Annotated in this window: 19 protein-coding genes; 5 read left to right on the forward strand and 14 right to left on the reverse strand. The window is 63.8% G+C overall.

From position 1 onward, the window contains the following. Nucleotides 1–63: 63 nt before the first annotated feature. From era to rpoZ, 7 genes are all read right to left on the reverse strand, one after another. Nucleotides 64–987, reverse strand: coding sequence for a GTPase Era (era, locus tag A3840_RS00270; RefSeq protein WP_067450096.1), 924 nt, complete (start codon nt 985–987; stop codon nt 64–66). Beyond that, nucleotides 984–1,691, reverse strand: a complete 708-nt coding sequence (gene rnc, locus A3840_RS00275; protein WP_067450099.1) for a ribonuclease III — start codon at nt 1,689–1,691, stop codon at nt 984–986. Before rnc ends, era begins: the two co-directional genes overlap by 4 nt. Next, nucleotides 1,688–2,509, reverse strand: a complete 822-nt coding sequence (gene lepB / locus A3840_RS00280; RefSeq protein WP_067450102.1) for a signal peptidase I — start codon at nt 2,507–2,509, stop codon at nt 1,688–1,690. The genes rnc and lepB overlap by 4 nt, the downstream gene beginning before the upstream one ends. A 29-nt stretch (nt 2,510–2,538) precedes the next feature. Continuing rightward, nucleotides 2,539–2,967 carry a holo-ACP synthase gene (gene acpS, locus A3840_RS00285; protein WP_067450105.1) on the reverse strand — a complete coding sequence of 143 codons (429 nt, stop codon included), beginning with the start codon at nt 2,965–2,967 and terminating at the stop codon, nt 2,539–2,541. 148 nt (nt 2,968–3,115) lie between these two features. Continuing rightward, nucleotides 3,116–3,706 (reverse strand): orotate phosphoribosyltransferase, encoded by a 591-nt coding sequence (pyrE, locus tag A3840_RS00290; protein ID WP_067450108.1) that lies wholly within the window; start codon nt 3,704–3,706, stop codon nt 3,116–3,118. Then, the gene (locus A3840_RS00295; RefSeq protein ID WP_067450111.1) at nt 3,693–5,978 is read right to left on the reverse strand and encodes a RelA/SpoT family protein; all 2,286 of its coding nucleotides are present in this window, start codon (nt 5,976–5,978) and stop codon (nt 3,693–3,695) included. Before A3840_RS00295 ends, pyrE begins: the two co-directional genes overlap by 14 nt. A gap of 112 nt (nt 5,979–6,090) precedes the next feature. Further along, a complete protein-coding gene (rpoZ, locus tag A3840_RS00300; RefSeq protein ID WP_067450376.1) occupies nt 6,091–6,459 on the reverse strand; it encodes a DNA-directed RNA polymerase subunit omega in 369 nt (122 codons plus the stop codon). Nucleotides 6,460–6,681: 222 nt separating this feature from the next. Between rpoZ and A3840_RS00305 the strand changes: the two genes are divergently transcribed. Beyond that, nucleotides 6,682–7,233 carry a LabA-like NYN domain-containing protein gene (locus A3840_RS00305; protein ID WP_067450114.1) on the forward strand — a complete coding sequence of 184 codons (552 nt, stop codon included), beginning with the start codon at nt 6,682–6,684 and terminating at the stop codon, nt 7,231–7,233. 63 nt (nt 7,234–7,296) lie between these two features. Here A3840_RS00305 and smpB read toward each other — a convergent pair whose 3' ends face one another. Next, nucleotides 7,297–7,794, reverse strand: coding sequence for an SsrA-binding protein SmpB (gene smpB / locus A3840_RS00310; RefSeq protein WP_067450117.1), 498 nt, complete (start codon nt 7,792–7,794; stop codon nt 7,297–7,299). A gap of 93 nt (nt 7,795–7,887) precedes the next feature. Then, a complete protein-coding gene (gene dapA / locus A3840_RS00315) occupies nt 7,888–8,763 on the reverse strand; it encodes a 4-hydroxy-tetrahydrodipicolinate synthase (protein ID WP_067450379.1) in 876 nt (291 codons plus the stop codon). A gap of 167 nt (nt 8,764–8,930) precedes the next feature. Here dapA and A3840_RS00320 point away from each other — a divergent pair, with 167 nt between their 5' ends. Next, nucleotides 8,931–9,875: an alpha/beta fold hydrolase gene (locus A3840_RS00320; protein ID WP_067450120.1), complete on the forward strand. Its 945-nt coding sequence runs from the start codon at nt 8,931–8,933 to the stop codon at nt 9,873–9,875. A gap of 21 nt (nt 9,876–9,896) precedes the next feature. Here the strand turns inward: A3840_RS00320 and A3840_RS00325 are convergent, their stop codons facing one another. Both A3840_RS00325 and A3840_RS19535 read right to left on the reverse strand, forming a co-directional pair. Further along, entirely contained in the window at nt 9,897–11,381 is a 1,485-nt protein-coding gene (locus A3840_RS00325; RefSeq protein ID WP_067450123.1) for an OmpA family protein, read from the reverse strand. A gap of 187 nt (nt 11,382–11,568) precedes the next feature. Further along, the gene (locus tag A3840_RS19535) at nt 11,569–12,930 is read right to left on the reverse strand and encodes a hypothetical protein (RefSeq protein WP_067450126.1); all 1,362 of its coding nucleotides are present in this window, start codon (nt 12,928–12,930) and stop codon (nt 11,569–11,571) included. A gap of 380 nt (nt 12,931–13,310) precedes the next feature. Here A3840_RS19535 and A3840_RS00335 point away from each other — a divergent pair, with 380 nt between their 5' ends. After that, nucleotides 13,311–14,051, forward strand: a complete 741-nt coding sequence (locus A3840_RS00335; protein WP_067450130.1) for an SDR family oxidoreductase — start codon at nt 13,311–13,313, stop codon at nt 14,049–14,051. 8 nt (nt 14,052–14,059) lie between these two features. On the opposite strand, the gene nagA is transcribed toward A3840_RS00335, so the two are convergent. From nagA to A3840_RS00350, 3 genes are read right to left on the reverse strand one after another with little or no spacing between them, the layout of a single operon-like run. Further along, nucleotides 14,060–15,229: an N-acetylglucosamine-6-phosphate deacetylase gene (nagA, locus tag A3840_RS00340; protein WP_067450133.1), complete on the reverse strand. Its 1,170-nt coding sequence runs from the start codon at nt 15,227–15,229 to the stop codon at nt 14,060–14,062. Beyond that, nucleotides 15,226–16,254: an SIS domain-containing protein gene (locus A3840_RS00345; RefSeq protein ID WP_067450136.1), complete on the reverse strand. Its 1,029-nt coding sequence runs from the start codon at nt 16,252–16,254 to the stop codon at nt 15,226–15,228. The genes nagA and A3840_RS00345 overlap by 4 nt, the downstream gene beginning before the upstream one ends. Next, complete coding sequence (locus tag A3840_RS00350) at nt 16,251–17,033, reverse strand: GntR family transcriptional regulator (protein ID WP_067450138.1); 783 nt, start codon at nt 17,031–17,033, stop codon at nt 16,251–16,253. The genes A3840_RS00345 and A3840_RS00350 overlap by 4 nt, the downstream gene beginning before the upstream one ends. 224 nt (nt 17,034–17,257) lie before the next feature. Between A3840_RS00350 and A3840_RS00355 the strand changes: the two genes are divergently transcribed. Continuing rightward, on the forward strand, nt 17,258–18,163 hold the full coding sequence (locus A3840_RS00355) for an N-acetylmuramic acid 6-phosphate etherase (protein ID WP_067450141.1): 906 nt from the start codon (nt 17,258–17,260) through the stop codon (nt 18,161–18,163). Between the two features lie 176 nt (nt 18,164–18,339). After that, on the forward strand, nt 18,340–18,816 hold the full coding sequence (locus tag A3840_RS00360) for an SRPBCC family protein (RefSeq protein ID WP_067450381.1): 477 nt from the start codon (nt 18,340–18,342) through the stop codon (nt 18,814–18,816). The last annotated feature ends 47 nt before the right edge of the window (nt 18,817–18,863 follow it).

An 18,863-nucleotide genomic window follows, 5' to 3' on the forward strand; every position in this document is an offset into this window, starting at 1 on the left:
AAGAACCCTTCATCCGCCCTTCGGGCACCTTCTCCCTCAAGGGGAGAAGGGAAGAGCGAGCCGCTAGTTCTTCCCACTCGGAAACTCCAGCCCCATCTCACGATAGCGCTCGGGGTCCTCGGCCCATTTTTCGCGGACCTTGACGAAGAGAAAGAGGTGGATGGGCACCTCGTACATCTCCATCAATTCCTTTCGGGCCTCGGCGCCGATGGCCTTGATGGTCTGGCCTCCGGCGCCCAGGACGATCTTCTTGTGGCTGTCGCGGGCGACGTACACGACCTGATCGATCTTGTAGGAGCCGTCCTTCTGGATCTTGAAGCTCTCGGTTTCGACGGTGGAATTGTAGGGGATTTCGTCGTGGACGCGCAGGAACAGCTTTTCGCGCGTGATCTCGGCGGCGGTGATGGCCATGGTGAGATCGGTGAGATGATCCTCGGGGAAATGCCAGGGACCGGGCGGGATGTGCTTGACGCACCAATCGATGAAGTCCTTGACGCCATGGCCCTTGAGCGCGGAGAGCATGAAAGTGGCCTCGAAGCGCAGGCGCTCATTGAGCGTCTGGGACAGGGCCAGCAGGCTCTCATGCTTGACCGCATCGATCTTGTTGAGGATCAGCACCTTGGGCTGGCGGATATTTTCGAGGCCTTCGAGCAGGGTTTCGATATCGGGCGTGATGCCGCGCTCGGCATCGAGGATGAAGGCGACCAGATCGGCATCCCCTGCCCCGCCCCAGGCGCTTTCCACCATGGCGCGATCCAGCCGGCGCTTGGGCGCGAAAATGCCGGGGGTATCGACAAAGACGAGCTGGGCGGAATCGAGCGTCAGCACGCCGCGCACCTGGCTGCGGGTGGTCTGCGCCTTGTGGGTGACGATGGAGACCTTGGTGCCCACGAGAGAATTGAGCAGCGTCGACTTGCCGGCATTGGGGGCGCCGACCAGGGCGATGAAGCCGCAGGAAGTGTCGGTACGTTCGTCGGGCGTGTTCATGGCATTTCCTTCCAGACCTTCTGGCGGACCAGGAAGAGTTGGGCGGCCTTGTGTTCGGCGATCTTCTTGGAGGAACCGGTGGCTTCCAGCCGATCGTATCCGGAAAGGTCGACGGCGATGGTGAATTCGGGCGCATGATCGGGACCGGTGCGCCCGACCAGCACATAGGCGGGCGGCTCGAGACCGCGCGCCTGGGCCCATTCCTGCAAGGTGGTCTTGGCATCGGCGCGGCTGGCTTGGCCGCCGGCCAAGACGTCCTCGAAATTGCGCTCGATGAAGGCCCGGGCGGGCTCCAGGCCGCCATCGAGATAGATGGCGCCAATGATCGCCTCGGTAATGTCGCCGAGAATGGCATCCTTGTCGGCGCCGCCGGAGCGGGCCTCGCTGTCGCCCAGGATCATCTCCCGGCCCAGATCGAGCTGGCGGGCGATTTCGGCGCAGGTTTCCTTGCGCACGAGCGTATTGAGGGTGCGGCTGAGATCGCCCTCATTGGACTTGGGATAGCGGCGATAGAGCATGTCGGCGACGACGAGCCCCAGGACACGGTCGCCCAGAAATTCCAGCCGCTGATAGGAGCGATCGATACGCTTTGCCGGCGAGATGGCGCTGGAATGGGTCAGCGCCCGCTCCAGGAGGTCGAGGTCGGCAAAGCGGTAGCCGAGACGAAACTGGAGCTTTTCGTGGGTCTTGTCGCGGCGGCTCACGGCGCTTCCGTGTCGTACGGCGTGTCGCCATAGACCGACTGGAACATGCGGTCCCAGCGCACATTGGCGGGCCATTGCCAGATCTGCCAGGGCGGCAGATTGTCCTTGATGGAGAAGAAGCGCGCCTCGGCCTTGGCGATAAGGTTGACGGCAGGCACATAGCCGACCTGGCTCAGCACGCGGCTATCGGCGGAGCGGTCGCGATTGTCGCCCATCATGAAGTAATGGCCGGCCGGCACCTGGTATTCAGGGGTATTGTCGAGCGAGAGATTGTCCCCGATCTCCTGGATGATGTGGGTCGTGCCCTCGGGGAAGGTCTCGCGATAGACGATGACCTCGCGGGTGTCGCCATTGCTGTCGGTATCCAGCTTGCGGCCGATCTCCTCGCGCTCGACCATGACATCGTTGATGTAGAGGCGCCCTTCGCGCATCTGGATGCGGTCTCCGGGCAGGCCGACGATACGCTTGATATATTCCATGTTCTGCGGGACGGGCCGGAAGACGGCAATGTCGCCGCGATTGGGATCGCGCCCCAGGATGCGGTTATTGATCGGCAGTTCGAAATCGAGCAGGGCGAAATCGCCATAGCGGCCGAGCGAGAAGGAATGCTTGCCGTAGCCCCAGACATATTTGTTGGCGACGAAATAGTCGCCGATCATCAACGTCTGCTGCATGGAGGCGGTAGGGATGGAAAAGGGCTGATAGAGGAAGAAGCGGATGACGATGGCGATGAGCAGCGCTTCGACGATGACCACGAAGGTTTCGACCCACTCATTGGCGGCGGATTTCTTGGCGGTCTTGTCGGCAGGCTGGGTCATGATCTTCCCCGGTTGGCGGTGCGGAAGGGTTAGGCGTTTGTCCCAGCCGGGTCAACGGACTTGATAGGCAGGGCCTCGATGATCACGAAGGCCTGAGCGAGCCCGGCATCGTCCGTGATGGTCAGGTGGATATGGGGTTCGTGCCCGGCGGGAACAAGGCGGGCCAAAGCCCTGGCCGCCCCATTGGTCAGGTGCATGGTCGGCTTGCCGGAGGGCAGATTGACCACGCCCATGTCACGCCAATAGACGCCCCAGGAAATGCCGGTGCCCAGGGCCTTGGAGCAGGCCTCCTTGGCGGCGAAGCGCTTGGCATAGGACGCGGCGCGCTGGGCGCGGCGATCGGACTTCTTCCGCTCGATCTCGGTGAAGCAGCGCTGGGTGAAGCGCTCGCCATATTTGGCAAGGGTCTGTTCGACGCGGTCGATCTGGATGAGGTCGGAGCCAAGGCCGATGATCATTCTTCCCTTCTCCCCTTGTGGGAGAAGGTGGCGGCGAAGCCGTCGGATGAGGGGAATACCGCACTGTCCCCACCCCTCATCCGCCCCTTCGGGGCACCTTCTCCCACAAGGGGAGAAGGGAGCATCGCGTGTGTGGCAACGAAATTGATCACTTCACCCCCTGAATGCCGCGGCTGCCGGGCTTTACGGCCGGGATGGCGGCGAGTTCGGGGGGGAGCTGATCTGCAGGATAGGCGGGGACCTTGAATTCGATGAGGCTCACCAGCGGCACGCCGACTTCGGCTTCGCCGGCGGAGCGGTCGATGAGGCAGGCGGCAGCGGCGACATTGGCGCCGATCTTCTGGAGGGCGGCGACGCATTCGCGGATGGAGAGGCCGGTGGAGACAATGTCTTCCACCACGACGACCACGTCATCGGGCGCGATCTCGAAGCCTCGGCGCAGTTCGAACTGGCCGTCGACACGCTCGGTATAGAGCGCCGGAACGCCGAGCTGGCGGGCCGTCTCGTAGCCGGGAATGATGCCGCCGATGGCGGGGGACACGACCTTGGTGACGCCGGGTACTTCGGCGCGGATGCGCTCGGCCAGGGCCTTGCAGAGCTTTTCGGTCTGGTGGGCATATTGGAATACCCGGGCCTTCTGCAGGAAGATCGGCGAGCGCAGGCCCGAGGAAAGGATGAAATGCCCCTCCAACATGGCGCCGCATTCGCGGAAGATATCCAGGACCTCATCTCTCGTCATCGCGCAAACTCCTGTCGACCCTGCCGTCCCATTCGAGAGTGGAAATCATCCCGGCCTCTCGAAGGCCAGCCCGCTGGACGGCGGAAAGCCCCGGGCTGCGCTTGAGCGTTTGCAGGACATCGGTGAGTTGCGCAAGATCGCGCACCTCGATTTCGAAGATCATCTGGTGGAAGTCCGGCGAAATCATGCGCATGACCAGATTGTTGATATTGGCATCGCAGGCGGCGATGGCCGAGGAAATCTGCGCCAACGAACCGGGCCGGTTGACCGATTCCATGGAGATCACGGTCGAATAGAGCTTGTCCTCCCTGCCAGCCAGGTTCCAGCGCACATCGACCCAGGCGACATCGCTGTCATGCTTGGCGATCAGCGCATCGGAATGGATGGGATAGACGGTGAGCGGCATGCCGGCTTCCAGGATGCCCACGAGCCGGTCGCCTGGCACGACGCCTTCGCCGGAGAGATTGACCGGGGTGTGGAAATCGAGCTGGGCCAAAGCGGCCTTGGCCTGATTGCCGGAGCGCTGGCCGCCCGGCACGCGGAAACGGAACTGATCGGTGGCGCGCAGGGCAAACCAGCCATCGGCGGTGTCGGCCACCGGCAGGTCGAGCTTGCGGCGGCGCTTGCGCAGGCCCTTGACCTGGGCGAGCGCATTGCCCAGCGGCTCGGAGCCGACCTTGCCCTCGCCCAGGGCGATCAGCAGCTCGCGCTTGCTGGGCTGTTCCAGCGCCTCGGCCAGCATCTTGGCTTCGGCCTCATCCAGCATGACGCCTTCGCGCTCCAGCATCATGTTGAGCACGTGTTCGCCCAGGGCATAGGCACGCTGCGCGGCGGCCTGGCGCACGGCGCGGCGAATGGCGGCGCGGGCCTTGCCGGTAGCGGCGATGCCGATCCAGTTGGAGGGCGGCCGATGGTTCTGATCGCGGAGGATTTCCACCTCGTCGCCCGAGCGCAATTGGGTGACAAGCGGCAGGATGAGGCCGTTGATCTTGGCGCCGACGCAGGTGTCGCCGATATCGGTATGCAGGGCATAGGCGAAATCGATGGGGGTCGCGCCGCGCGGCAGGGCGATAAGGCGCCCGCGCGGGGTGAAGCAGAAGACCTGGTCCTGGAAGAGCTCAAGCTTGGTATATTCGAGGAAATCCTCCGAGGCGATGCCGGAGGTCAGGTGGGAAATGGTCTGCCGCAGCGAGCCATAGGCGTGCGATTCCATCTCGATGCGGCCCAGATTGGCCGAGGCGCCATCCTTGTAGAGCGCATGGGCGGCGATGCCGAATTCGGCGATGCGGTCCATGTCCTCGGTGCGGATCTGCAGCTCGACGCGCTGGCGGCCGGGCCCGACAATGGTGGTGTGGATCGACTGGTAATCGTTGTGCTTGGGGACCGAGATATAGTCCTTGAAGCGGCCGGGCACGACCTTCCACTGGGTATGGATGAGGCCGACCGTACGATAGCATTGCTCCACCGAACCGACGACGACGCGGAAGCCGATCATGTCGGAGAGCTGTTCGAGGGCAATCGACTTGCGCTCGATCTTGGAGAAGATCGAATAGGGCGACTTCACCCGCGCCTTGACCCGCGCGGTGATGCCGGCATCGGCCAGGCGCTCGGTCAATTCGCTGGTGATGGTCTCTATGGTTTCCTGGTTGTCCGCCTGCATCTGCTCGAGGCGGTCGATGATGGCCTGGTAATGATCGGGCTGGAGAATGCGGAAGGACAAATCTTCCAGTTCGTTGCGCATATCCTGCATACCCATGCGTCCGGCCAGCGGGGCATAGATATCCATGGTCTCCTGCGCGATGCGGCGCTGCTTCTCGGGCGCCATGAATTGCAGGGTGCGCATATTGTGCAGGCGGTCGGCCAGCTTGACCAGCAGCACGCGCACGTCCTGGCTGATGGCGAGCAGCAGCTTGCGCAGGTTTTCGGCCTGGGCCTCCTCGCGGGACACCAGGTTCAGGCGCTCGATCTTGGTCAGGCCGTCGACAATGGTGCCGATCTCGGGCCCGAAAAGCTGGTCGATCTCGGCGCGGGTGGCGTCGGTATCCTCGATGGTGTCATGCAACAGCCCCACGGCGATCGAGGCATCATCGAGCTTGAGCTCGGTGAGGATGGCGGCGACTTCGAGGGGATGGTTGAAATAGGGGTCGCCGGAGGCGCGCTTCTGCGAGCCATGCTTCTGCATGGCGTAGACATAGGCCTTGTTCAACAAATTCTCGTCAGCGTTCGGGTTGTAGGCCTGAACGCGTTCGACGAGTTCGTACTGACGCATCATGGGTTTAGCCGCTCGCTCGAGGAAACGAGCTTAGCGCCTGTAACAGAAATGAAAAGAGCGCCCGACGCATGCCGGACGCTCTTCATATAATTGCATTGAGCGGCGACGCAAATTAATCGTCGCGGCGCTCCGGGGGAGCCAGGCTCTCGATGCCGCGCAGAAGCTCTTCTTCGCTGATCGTGTCGAAATTGATCGAATCGTCGTCGCCGGCGCTCTCGATGAGCGGGGCAGCGCTGGATTCGGGTTCGTCGACCTCGACATATTTCTGCAGCGAATGGATCAGGTCCTCATGCAAATCCTCGGGCGAAATAGTGCCATCGCCGATTTCACGCAGGGCAACGACGGGATTCTTGTCGTTGTCGCGCGGCACGGTGATCTGGGCGCCGGAGGAAATCATGCGCGCGCGATGTGCGGCCATGAGGACGAGGTCGAAGCGGTTATCGACCTTTTCAATGCAGTCTTCAACGGTGACGCGTGCCACGAACGTCTCCACAATAGGGGGGATGAAGGGTCGCAATACACGATGCAGCCGCTGCTGGCAAGGTTTACCGCCCTGGAAAGGGACGGAGGCACCCGCCTTGTTCGTCCGGCGAAAATGTGCGAACACCGAACTTAAGCAAATTTTCGATGATATTCATTCCTGGCCGGCCGCTTCGGCGGCGCATTGCAATGGCAGGCTCGCCTGCCCTGACGGAGTTTTTCGATGGCCATCGACCCGCGCGAGAAGATCGCCCTGTTCATCGACGGCGCCAATCTCTACGCCGCCTCCAAGGCGGTCGGCGTGGACATCGACTACCGCAAATTGCTCACCGAATTCAGCAGCAAGGCCTATCTGCTGCGCGCCAATTATTACACCGCGCTGGTGGAGGACCAGGAATATTCCTCGATCCGCCCGCTGATCGATTGGCTCGATTATAACGGCTATACGGTGGTGACCAAGCCGGCCAAGGAATTCACCGATGCGACGGGCCGGCGCAAGGTGAAGGGCAATATGGATATCGAGCTGACCGTCGATGCCCTCGAACTGGCGCCCTATTACGACCATTTGGTGCTGTTTTCCGGCGACGGCGATTTTACCGCCCTGGTCGCGGCCTTGCAGCGGCGCGGCAAACGGGTGACCGTGGTGTCGACGCTGACCACCTCGACGCCGATGATTTCGGACGACCTGCGCCGGCAGGCGGATTTCTTTCTCGACGTGGCCGACCTGGCCAAGAGCGTGGGCCGGCCACAGGCGCAAAGGCCGGCAGAGGCCTAGGCGAAAGGCCCCCTCACCCGGCGCTCCGCGCCAACCTCTCCCCCAAGGGAGAGGTGAAGAAGATTACCCGCGTCCGCCTTCCTTCATGATGCGGGCCTTGTCGCGGTTCCAGTCGCGGTCGCGGCTGGTGGCGCGCTTGTCGAAATTCTTCTTGCCCTTGCCGATGCCGATCAGCAGCTTGGCCTTGCCGTGATCGTTGAAGAAGAGTTTTAGCGGCACGATGGTGTTGCCGGCGCGGGCGACTTCCTGATCGAGCTTGGACAACTGCTTTTTGGACACAAGCAATTTGCGCGGGCGGCGCTCCTGGTGATTGAAGCGGTTTGCCTGCAGATATTCCGGAATATGCGCATTGATGAGCCAGAGCTCGCCATTTTCCGGGGAAGCATAGGATTCAGTGATCTGGGCCTTGCCCAGGCGCAGCGACTTCACCTCCGTGCCGGTCAGCACGATGCCGGCTTCCAGCGTATCGCCGATTTCGTAATCGAAGCGCGCGCGGCGGTTCTCGGCCACGAGGCCGTGGCTGATCCATCCATTCTTGTTCTTGTCGTTCTTGCTGGACATGGCGCCATTCTATTCAAAAGGATTGCCCGGTCCTCGGGGCAAACCGAGAATGGCCGGGCAATGACGATCAGCGTTGATGCCGGACGTTTATGTCTAGATAATGCCGGCGTGGCGCATTGCAAAGTCCATGGCCTCTTCGGCCGCCGGGGTAGCGGGGACCAGGGGCAGCCGCAATTCGTTGGCGCACAGGTTGAGCCGGCTGGCGCCATACTTGGCCGGAGCCGGGCTCGGCTCCACAAAGACGGCCTTGTGCAGATAGACCAGCTTGTCCTGGATGGCGAGCGCGCCCTTGAAATCGCCGGCCAGGGAAAGCTCCTGCATCTGCGAGCAAAGGCGCGGCGCGACATTGGCGGTGACCGAAATGCAGCCATTGCCGCCATGCGCGTTGAAGCCGAGAGCGGTGATGTCCTCGCCCGACAGCAGGATGAAATCGGGGCCCAGCTTGATGCGTTGTAGGCTGGCACGGCCAAGATCGGCGGTCGCGTCTTTGACGCCGATAATGTTGGGATGGGCCTCGTGCAGGCGCGCAATGGTGTCGACCGTCAGATCGGCGACGGTGCGGCCGGGCACGGAATAGAGAATGACGGGAATGCCGACGGCCTTGGCCACGGCGGAAAAATGCTGGAACAGGCCTTCCTGGCTGGGCTTGTTGTAATAGGGCACGACCGAAAGGACGGCGTCGGCGCCGGACTTTTCGGCATGCTGGGCCAGGGAGATCGCCTCGGCGGTGGAATTGGAGCCCGCGCCCGCCAGGACCGGGACACGGCCATTGGCCACCTCGACGCAAATCTCGACGACGCGATTGTGTTCCTCGTGGCTGACCGTGGGGCTTTCGCCGGTGGTGCCAACCGGCACAAGGCCATGGGAGCCCTGCTCTATCTGCCATTCGACGAAGCTGGCGAAGGCTTTCTCATCCACGATCCCATTGCGCATGGGGGTGATGAGAGCCGGGATCGAGCCTCGCAGCATTTGTCGATATTCCTCAATTGGGACGCCGGCGCGCTGGCCGGCATTGGTGTTGAATTGGCCCGGCGCGCGCGGGCGCCGAACAGGCCGCACCATACTTTTATCGGCGGCGCGCCACAAGGCGCGCGAAACGCCTTGTGAGACTGGCTGCGGCATCGGTAAATGGAGCCATGTTTGCCTTGTTCCAGCGCCCCAGAACCGTTCCGGACGATCATCCCGCCTTTGCGGGCCTGCCCATACGGCACATCCTGACCCGGGACGCGCGCAGCCGCGCCGCGGTGCATCTGCGCGGCGACTTCGCGGCTGGCCGCATGCCGCTGGTCTGCGTCCCGGGCTATCACCGCAATATGAGCGATTTCAGCGGCTTCGCCGAGCATTTCCGGCGTATGGGCCCCGGCGACTGGCCGCTGGTGCTGGTGGATTTGCCGGGCCGCGGACGGGCCGACGACTGCGCGCGGCTCGCCGATTACAACTCGCTCGCCGACGCCGCGGACATAGCCGATATCCTGGCGGCGCTGGGCATCGGCAAGGCCATCCTGCTCGGGCAGGGACATGGCGGACAGGTGGCCATGGCGCTCGCGGCGGCCCATCCGCTCCTGGTCGGCGGCACGATCCTGCTCGATGCAGGGCCGGTGACGGATTCGCGCGGCATCGTGCGCTCGCGCAACAATCTGAACCATGTAGCGGGCCTGCGCGGCCAGAACGCGATCGCCGGCTTTCGCCGCATGCTGGGCGGCGATCATCCGGGATTGCCCGATGCCGTTCTCGATGCGCTGGCGCTGCGCACACATTATTTCGACAAGCGCGGACGGCCGCATCCGCTGTTCGATACCGGGCTGATCGAGTTGCTGAAGGATTTCAGCTTCGACGATGTTATGGTGGCGCAATGGCCGCTTTACGACGCGCTCGCCTGCGCGCCATTGCTGCTGCTGCGCACGCAATTGACCGACCAGGTGCGGCGAGAAACCTTTGAGGAAATGATGCGCCGGCGGCCGGATGCCCAGGCGCTGGTGATCGCGGGACAAGGCTCCCCTGCCCTGTTCGACCAGAGTGCGGAGACCGAGGCGGTCTGGGCCTTCGTGGCGGCGGCCGGCAAGCTGCGCCAGGCGGCCTGAGGCCGGGCCGGCGCAACAGGTTCAATCCGCTGGCGCATCCACTGTGACGACGATGCGCCGGTTCTGCCGCTTGCCCTCGGCGCTGGCATTGTCGGCCACCGGCTGGGATTCGCCATAGCCGACCGCATAGAGCCGGGTCATATCCACGCCGCGCGCGATCAGGGCATCGACGACCGCCTCGGCCCGCGCCACGGACAGCGCCAGGTTCAGCCGATCATCGCCATCGCTATCGGTGTGGCCTTCCACGTAAATCTTCGATTGCGGGCACAGTTTCAGCGCTTCAGCGAAAAGGTCGAGCTCGGCATTGGCGCTGTCGGCGATGACGGCATTTCCCGATTGGAACAGGATGGCATTGTGCGCGGAGAGCTCGGCGAGGCGCGCCTGGCACAGGGCGACCGGAACCTGCACGCCAATGGCGAGGGACCAGGAGCCCGCCGCCGCCAGATCCGCTTCGATGGCGACCTTTTCGGCTTCGCCCGGCGCCGTGCCGGAAAGGCTCCAGGCGCCCTTGTCGAATTGCAGGCGCCCGTCCTGCAATTGCAGCAGCGCTCGCATGCCGGCCTGAGCATTGTTGGCAAAATTGTCGGGTGCACCGGGCGTTACGGCCAAATCCGCATGTTCTGCTTTAGCCAGGCTGGCGAGATAGCGCGCCGTGGCATCGGCGGGCACCTGCCCAGCTAGGGTGATGACGCCCTGCGCATTGCGTGAGGCGGAAAAATGATAGGCAGGATCGATCGCGGGCGCTGGGGATTCGACGGTTGATGCGGCCTCGGCAGGTGCGGTCTCGGGAGTAGGCGCCGGGACTTCGGCCTCGACGGGTGCTGCGGTCGCTTCCTCCGTGGGCACTGTCTCTGTCGCCCCGGGGGTGGGTAGCGCTTCCGGCGCTTCGACTGGGTCTGCCGACTCCATGCCTTCGGGCGCACCGATATCCATGGTGGCGAGTGCAATTTCCGCCGGCACATCCTCAAGCAGCGTCTCTATGGCGCGATAGCCGGCTGGGTCCCGGGCCATGCCGGTGACCGAGAGCCCCTCGCTGTTGAGCGTAAAGCGCCCCTCGGACATCTGCGCCAACAAAGCCAGGCCCAGTTCGACGCCTGCGCGATAATGGCCCGGAGCGCCGCCGCCCAATTTCAGGAAATTCACGTCGGCATCGGCCAGTTCGGCGAAGCTGTCGCGCGTGGCCTGGTCCGGCGCATAGCCATCGAAAACCAGGATACCGCCCGCTTGCCGGGTGACACTCACCCAATAATCACTGACGCGCGGCAGGGAAAGCTGCACGATGGAGCCGGAATTGGGCGCCGTGCCGGTCTGGGCGATCTCGACCAGATGAGGGACCGGGTTCGGCGCATTGAGCGATTTCGGCGCTGGAAGCCTCTCGAAGGCCGGGAATCCGTCCCCACCCTGCCCCGGCCTGTCGGCCGGCATATTCATCGCCAGTGCAGCCATGGTGCCGACAGACATCGTCAGCGCAATTGGCGCCACCCATTTCAGGAGGTCCCTGATCATCCCGAATCCATTGGAAAACCGCAATTTTCCAAAGGGTAGATGATTTGCGCTGCCGGACAAAGAGAAATGGCGCGCTGGAGGAGGAGAGCGCAGTTGATCGGACGTTCGGCAGCACTTGCCCGGCCAAAGCCCAAAAAGAAAGGCCCGGCAGAGCCGGGCCTTTCCCAATTCAGCAGTAATCCGAGGATTACTTGAATTCCTTGGCAGCCTTGAAGGTGACCTTGTAGGCCTCTTCGCTGTTGACTTCGCCGCGGAGCGAGGAGGTGAAACCACCGCCCGGAGCCCAAGCCAGCTCGGCAGCACCATAGATGATGTTGTCGTTGGTGAAGGCGGCATTGTTCTCGATAGCGCTACCGAAGTAGCCACCGAGCTCACCGGTAACCTTGAGGGTTTCGGTGACAGCGGCAACCACCTGAGCGGCGACCTGAACGGTGTCTTCATCGAGCAGACCGTCACGGAAGTAACGAGCGCCGAGGTTGATGGCAACGCCTTCGGTCACGTTCACGCCAATCGAACCACCGAAGCCGTAGTCGGTGAAATCGGCAACCGGGCCGTCGGTGACGTTCTGCACTTCACCGCTAAGGGCGAGGGTGAACAGGTCGAAACTGCCTTCGACGGACACGAGGCCGTTGAAGACGTCAGCACCGCGGTGCTTGCCGGGCACGCCGATCAGCGAGTCGTTGAAGTACGAAGCCGCAGCGCGGACCTTGAAGGCATCGAAGGTGCCGGTGGCACCGGCATGGATCAGCCAGGACTCGACGTCGCCGCTCAGAACTTCAAAAGCAGCAGCGGTCAGGTGAGCCGTGATGCCTTCGCCAGCGTAGGAGACAACGCCGACCAGGGTGCCGGGCGAGTCGGTGGTGAAGGCCGCGTCAAATGCGGGGCCAAGCTGCAGAGCTTCGAGACCAACACCGACCGTCAGGCCGTTGCCGACCTGCGAGACAACCTGGATGACGTGACCACCGAGGTAATCGGTGTCGGCATCGATACCAACGCCATTGCCGTCGAGCGAAGACGAGTTGAACAGACCGAGATAGTTGAACGGAGCGTCATCGCCGAGGTTGGCGATCGAGCCCTTCTTACCAGCCATGATGGTCGTGGTGTCGCCGATCTGCACGAAGGCTTCGTCAGCAAAGAAGTTGCCGTCTTCAGCAAGGTCCTGAACGCCATTGCGGGTACGGTAGCGGTAGTCGCTCTTCAGCTTGATGGTAGCCGAAGCGGGACCAAAGTCGCTGGAAGCAGTGCCAACGGCCTTGACCCAGGAAATAACACGGCTATCCCAGTCTTCACCGCTGCCGCCAACGGCAACCTGACGCGGATCGATGGTACGAGCAACCGGCACTTCATCGCGGAATTCGCCGTAGCCGAATTCATAGGAAACGCCGCCCGACAGGGCGAGGCAGTTGTCCGAGGACGAGATGGTCAGGCCGGAAATACCCAGCGAGTCGCAGACGTCCAGCGAGGTGAGCACACCCAGATCGGCAGCGAAGCCAGCAGTCGAGAGACCGGCAGCAGCGACAGAACCGAGGAAAAGGCTCTTGAGTTTCATTAGTTGACCTCCAAAGTCAGTCATTCTTGTGCCGGTTACCCAGCGGTTTGTCGAAACGCGACCACACAATTCGTGGTGCTGTGTGTTGCCGTCGCGTTGCGACCGACAAACGATCCCATGCATGGATTCGCAAGACCCACTCTACGCATGCAAAATGCTGACGCAATCGCGGCGAGCAGGTTTTGCCGCTGACACAATGTGGTTGCCCATCACTTGTTGCAGATTCAGCACACAGCCGGAAACGAGCTGTTAACCGGATTAAAGAAATCCTTAAAATTAAGGGCAATGCGGGCGATGCGGCCCGGATATACATGGTTAGCGGTGATTTAACCGGCCTGCCGCAAGCATGGCGGCGAGATGGTGGAAATATGGAGAGCGGTATGAGCGAGGCCAATATTGCCCTGGTGACGGGGGCCACGTCGGGCATTGGACAGGCCGTGGCCACGGGCTTGCGCAAGGCCGGCTGGAGGGTGGTGGCCTGCGGCAGGCGGGCCGACAGGCTGGCGGCGCTGGCCGAACAGGATGGAATCGATGGCGTGGTCTGCGACGTCACCGCCCCGCAGGCGGTGACCGCCCTCTTCGCCGATATAGAGGAGCGGCATGGCCGGCTGGACCTGGTTTTCAACAATGCCGGCCGTTTCGCCCCGGCAACGTCCTTTGGCGACCTGGATATCGAGACCTGGCAGGAAATGGTCGATACCAATCTCAACGGCGCCTTCTACGTGGCCCGGGCCGCGTTCCGGATGATGCGGGCGCAAAGCCCGCAAGGGGGCCGCATCATCAATAACGGATCGATCTCGGCCTATGTGCCCCGGCCGCAGGCCGCCTCCTATACCACCACCAAGCACGCCATTACCGGCCTCACCAAGGCCATTTCCCTCGACGGGCGGGCGTTCAACATCGCCTGCGGACAGATCGATATCGGCAACGCCGCAACCGACATGACCAGCGACATGAATTCAGGCTCTCTGCAGGCCAATGGCACGATGATGCCGGAGCCGACATTCGACGTCGCCCATGTGGTGGACGCCGTTCTCTATGTGGCCGGCCTGCCGCTATCGGCCAATGTGCAGTTCATGACCGTGATGGCGACGAACATGCCCTATATCGGGCGGGGATAAAAGCGAGCCTATCCGCCCGCCTTCCACACCGCCTCACCGCTTATCCAGGTCGACCGGACCTGACGCGTATCGGACAGGTGCACGAAGCTGGCCTGCGCCCGGGGGCGAAGATGGCCGTGAGTTTCCGCGATGCCCATGGCCTGGGCCGGATAGAGGGCAGCCATGCGGAAGACCTCTTCGGGCGGCAGACCAATCGTGTCGATCATGAAATTGACAGCGTCGATCATATCGAGATCGGCGCCGGCCAGGGTACCGTCGGCCAGGCGCAGCGCGCCATCGGCGCGGGCAATGGTGCGGCCGTTGAGGGTAAAGGAGGTGATATCCGTGCCGGTCTGCGACATGGCATCGGTGACGAGGAAGATTCGTCCCGTGTCCTGCTTCTTGGCGCGCAAGGCGACAGCGATGGAGGCCGGATGCACGTGGATGCCATCGGCGATGAGGCCGGCAAAAACCTGTCCCGCGTCCAGAACAGCGCCGACCAGGCCCGGCTCGCGATTGCCCAATTGGCTCATGGCATTGAAGAGGTGCGTCGCCATGCTCGCGCCCGCCGCGAAGGCGGTTTCGGCGGCGGCATAGCTTGCATCGGTGTGGCCGAGGCTGACCACCGCGCCGGCAGCGGCCAGGGCGGCGATCTGCTGCGGACTGCTCGATTCAACGGCCAAGGTGCAGAGCAGGTTGGGCAATGAAAGGGCGGCTTGCGTGAGGCGGGCGAGATCGGCGTCGTCCATCGGCCGGATCAGGGCGGGATCGTGCGTGCCCTTGCGGGACAAGGCCAGGTGCGGGCCTTCGAGATGCAGCCCCAGGAAACCGGGCACGCGCTGTTCATGGGCGGCGATGCCGGCCGCGATCGCCGCCTCGTTCACCTCGACCGTGTCGGTGATCAGCGTCGGCAGTAGAGCGGTGGTGCCGAACTGGGTATGAGCGCGGCAGATCGTGCGGATGGAATCGAGCGTCGGCGCATTGTTGAAGAGCACGCCGCCGCCGCCATTGACCTGAAGATCGATGAAGCCGGGCACGATCATGCCGCCATCCAGCTCGGTGCGGCCGGCATGGGCGGGAATGGCATCGCGCCGGACGAGGCCGCAAACGAAGCCGAATTCGATGAGCAGGACGGCATCGTCGTGCCAATCGGCACCATCGAAGATGCGGGCGCCGGTAATCGCGAGGAGGTCGCTCATAGGGTTTCCGTGACCTTGCGCAGCATGGGGGGCTCATCGGGATTGAGGCCGCGGTGGCGGGCCAGGGCCTCTACGAATCCGTAGAAGGAAACGATGAGCGTGAGGGGATCGGTGATCGGATGGCCGGTGGCCGCGAAAGGCAGGCGGGTGGCGGCGCCGAGGCGATCGCTGGTGAGAAAGGCGCGGGCGCCCTGCCCTGCCAGCTTGTGGGCCATGTCGGCCACCGAGGCCTCGGCGGCATCGCGGGCGGCCAGGCCCAGCACGGGATAGCCCGAGGTCACGATGGAAACGGGACCATGCATCACTTCGGCGGCGCTGTAGGACTCGCCCTGGATGCCGCAGGTTTCCTTGAATTTCAGGGCAGCCTCATTGGCGATGGCGAAGCCGGGGCCACGCCCCAGGACATAGAGCGCCGAATGGCCATCGAGGGCTGGAATCATGTCCGACCAATCGCAGGCGACGGCCCTGCCGAGGCTGTCAGGCAGCGCCTCGACGGCCCGCAGCAGGTCGGCATCGCCGCTCCACCGGGCCAGCAGGGCAAGCCCGGCCACCACGGAGGTTACGAAGGTCTTGGTCGCGGCAACGCTCTTCTCGACACCGGCATGGAGGTCGATGGCGTAATCGCTGGCCTCGGCCAGGGGCGACCCCATCGTATTGGTTATGGCAATGGTCGCCGCCCCGCTGCGCCGGGCAGACTGCGCCATGCCGACGATATCGGGGCTCTTGCCCGATTGGGAAATGGCGATGGCGGCAGCCCGCGCCAGCTTCAGATCCCGCCCATAGATGGAGGCGATGGAGGGGCCGACCGACGCCACGGGCAGCCCCAAAGTGAGCTCGACGGCATATTTGAGATAGGTCGCGGCATGATCGGAGGAACCGCGCGCCACCGTGACCAGCACGGCAGGATCAAGCGCCCGCAGGCGAGCGGACGCATCTTCGAGAACGGGCCGCGAGGCGGCGAGGAACCCGGCGACCACATCGGGGATCTGGTCGACTTCCTGACGCATGTGGGTTTGAGCGCTCATGACTTGGCTCCGGCACTAGGGTCGCCCAGCCGCAGCTCGGCGACGAAATCGTAGGTATCGCCCCGATAGATGGAGCGGGTGAATTCGATGACGCGGCCGGTCGCCAGATAGGAGATGCGTTCGATATGGAGCCCCGCCGAACCGGCCGGCACGCGGAGCAGATGGGCATCGTCCTCCGATATATTGGCGGCGCGAATCCGCTGAATGGCGCGGACCGGGCGGGTGCCGAACTTTTCGAGATATTTGTAGAGGGAATCGGCAATGGCGCCCGGATCGGGCAGGACGCTCGAGGCGAGGCTGGCGCGCTCGATGGCCAGGGGCATGTCATCGCTGAGGCGGAGGCGCGAAATGCGCGCCACGCGCTCGCCCGAAGCCAGGCCGAGAATGATCGTCTCCTCGGGCGAGGCGGCATAAAGACCGCGATCCAGCCATTCGGCGCGGACCGACATGCCGCGGCGGGCCATGTCCTCGGTGAAGGAGGTGAGCTGGGACAGCGACTGCTCGACGCGCTGCGTTTCGGGCGCGACGAACGTGCCCGAGCCATGGCGTTGCAGAAGGACGCCGTCCTGAACCAGATGCTGCACCGCCTTGCGGACGGTGACGCGGGAGACATCGGCGCGCTGGGCGAGGTCGCGCTCGGAGGGCAACGCATCGCCGGGCTTGATCGTGCCGCGCTTTATGGCATCCTCGATCCAGCGCTTGAGCTGGAGATAGAGCGGCCCGCCCGCCGGCAGGACCAGGGGACCATCGCCAAAGATATTCCCGGACCGGTCGGTCACACATTCCTCCGTTGGCGTTCCGAGGCGCTCATCAGATCAGGTTGCGGCAATGGCCGCCGGCTGCACAATACCAATAAAATACCATTCACCAAGCGCAATCTGGTCGCAGCCTTTCGGTCACGATCCGGCTACGCGAACGGATTGTGGTGCACGCTCTTATGCAGAGTGCCGCCGATATGGACAAGTGGTATTTTTTTGGCATTATCGCGGGAACGGGAGGCCCAATGACAGAAAAGCAGACCGAGAAGCGCCATGGCGCGGCAAGAGGACTGGACCTGCGCGGCGATGCCGACATCCTGAACCTGCTGGCGCGGGGCCAGGCGGAGGCCGCCGCGTCGGCGCGCGAGGCGGTGCCGGCCTTGGCGCAGGCGGCCGGACGGGCGGCGAAAAGCCTGCAGGAGGGCGGCAGGCTGATCTATGTGGCGGCAGGCAGTTCGGGGCTGATGGCGCTGGCGGATGCGCTGGAATTGCCCGGAACCTATGGCATTTCCCGCGAGCGGATCGTGGTGCTGCTGGCCGGGGGCATGGACGCGCTGGTGGACATGAAGGGCGGGCCCGAGGACGACGGCGCGGCAGGGCGGCAGGCCATGCTGGAGCTCGATCCGGGCCCGGCGGATTGCGTGATCGTGCTCACGGCGAGCGGACAGACGCCCTACCCGCTCGAGGCGGCGCGGGCGGGCAAGGCGGCGGGCGCGGGCGTGGTCGGGATTGCCAATAATGCCGGCGCGGCTTTGTTCGAGCTGGCCGACATTGCGGTGCTGCTGCCGACGCCGCCGGAGGTGATCGCGGGATCGACGCGCATGGGCGCGGGGACGGCGCAGAAGATCGCGCTCAATATGCTGTCGACGCTGATGGCGATCCGGCTGGGGCACGTGCATGATGGTTTCATGGTCAACCTCTTGGCGGATAACGAGAAATTGCGCGGCAGGGCGCGCGGCATGGTGGCGGCCATCGCCGAGGTGGACGCGGGGATTGCGGGCCGGGCGCTGGAGCTGAGCGGGGGCGCGGTGAAGGCGGCGGTGCTGATCGCGGCGGGCGCCGGGACGGCGGAGGCCGAGGCGCTGCTGGCGCAAAATGGCGGCTATCTGCGGCCGGCGCTGGATGGCCTGCGCGGCGTGCGGCAATCGTGACGCATGGGACGAATTGGTGAGCAGACTGTTAACACCGAGCGGTGCACTTGCGCGGAAAAGGACGCCCCGGCGACGACCGCCCGGAAGCATTTAAAAAAATCGGCGGCAAAATGTCGAAGGGGCGCGGGATGCTTCGTCGCCTGGATGACGGCCCATCCAAATCCCAGGAGATCATCATGACCAATGCTGCCGCAACCGACCCGAACCGCGACCTGGTTCTGACCCGCCTGATCGACGCCTCGCCCGAGGCGGTCTATCGCTGCTGGACCGACCCGGCCTTGTTGCCGAAATGGTTCGCGCCCAAGCCCTGGAGCGTGCCGCGCGCGACGATCGATGTCCGGCCCGGCGGCGCCTCGCTGGTGGTGATGGCCGACGAGAACGGCACCGAATATCCCAATCCCGGCCAATATCTCGAAGTGGTGCCGAACCGTAAGCTGGTGTTTACCGATGCCTATACCGGCGATTGGGTGCCCTCGGAAAAGCCGTTCTTCACCTGCATCCTGACCTTCGAGCCGGAAAACGGCAAAACCCGCTACACGGCCATTGCCCGCCACTGGACCGTCGAGGATCGGGAGAACCATGAAAAGATGGGCTTCCACGAAGGCTGGGGCCTTTGCGCCGCGCAATTGGAAGACGTGGCCCGGGGCCTCTGACCCACGCGGTGACAGGCCGGCCCGTTCCGCCATGAATGCGCCGGCCG

The sequence above is a fragment of the Devosia elaeis genome (assembly GCF_001650025.1).
Lineage (GTDB): Bacteria > Pseudomonadota > Alphaproteobacteria > Rhizobiales > Devosiaceae > Devosia > Devosia elaeis.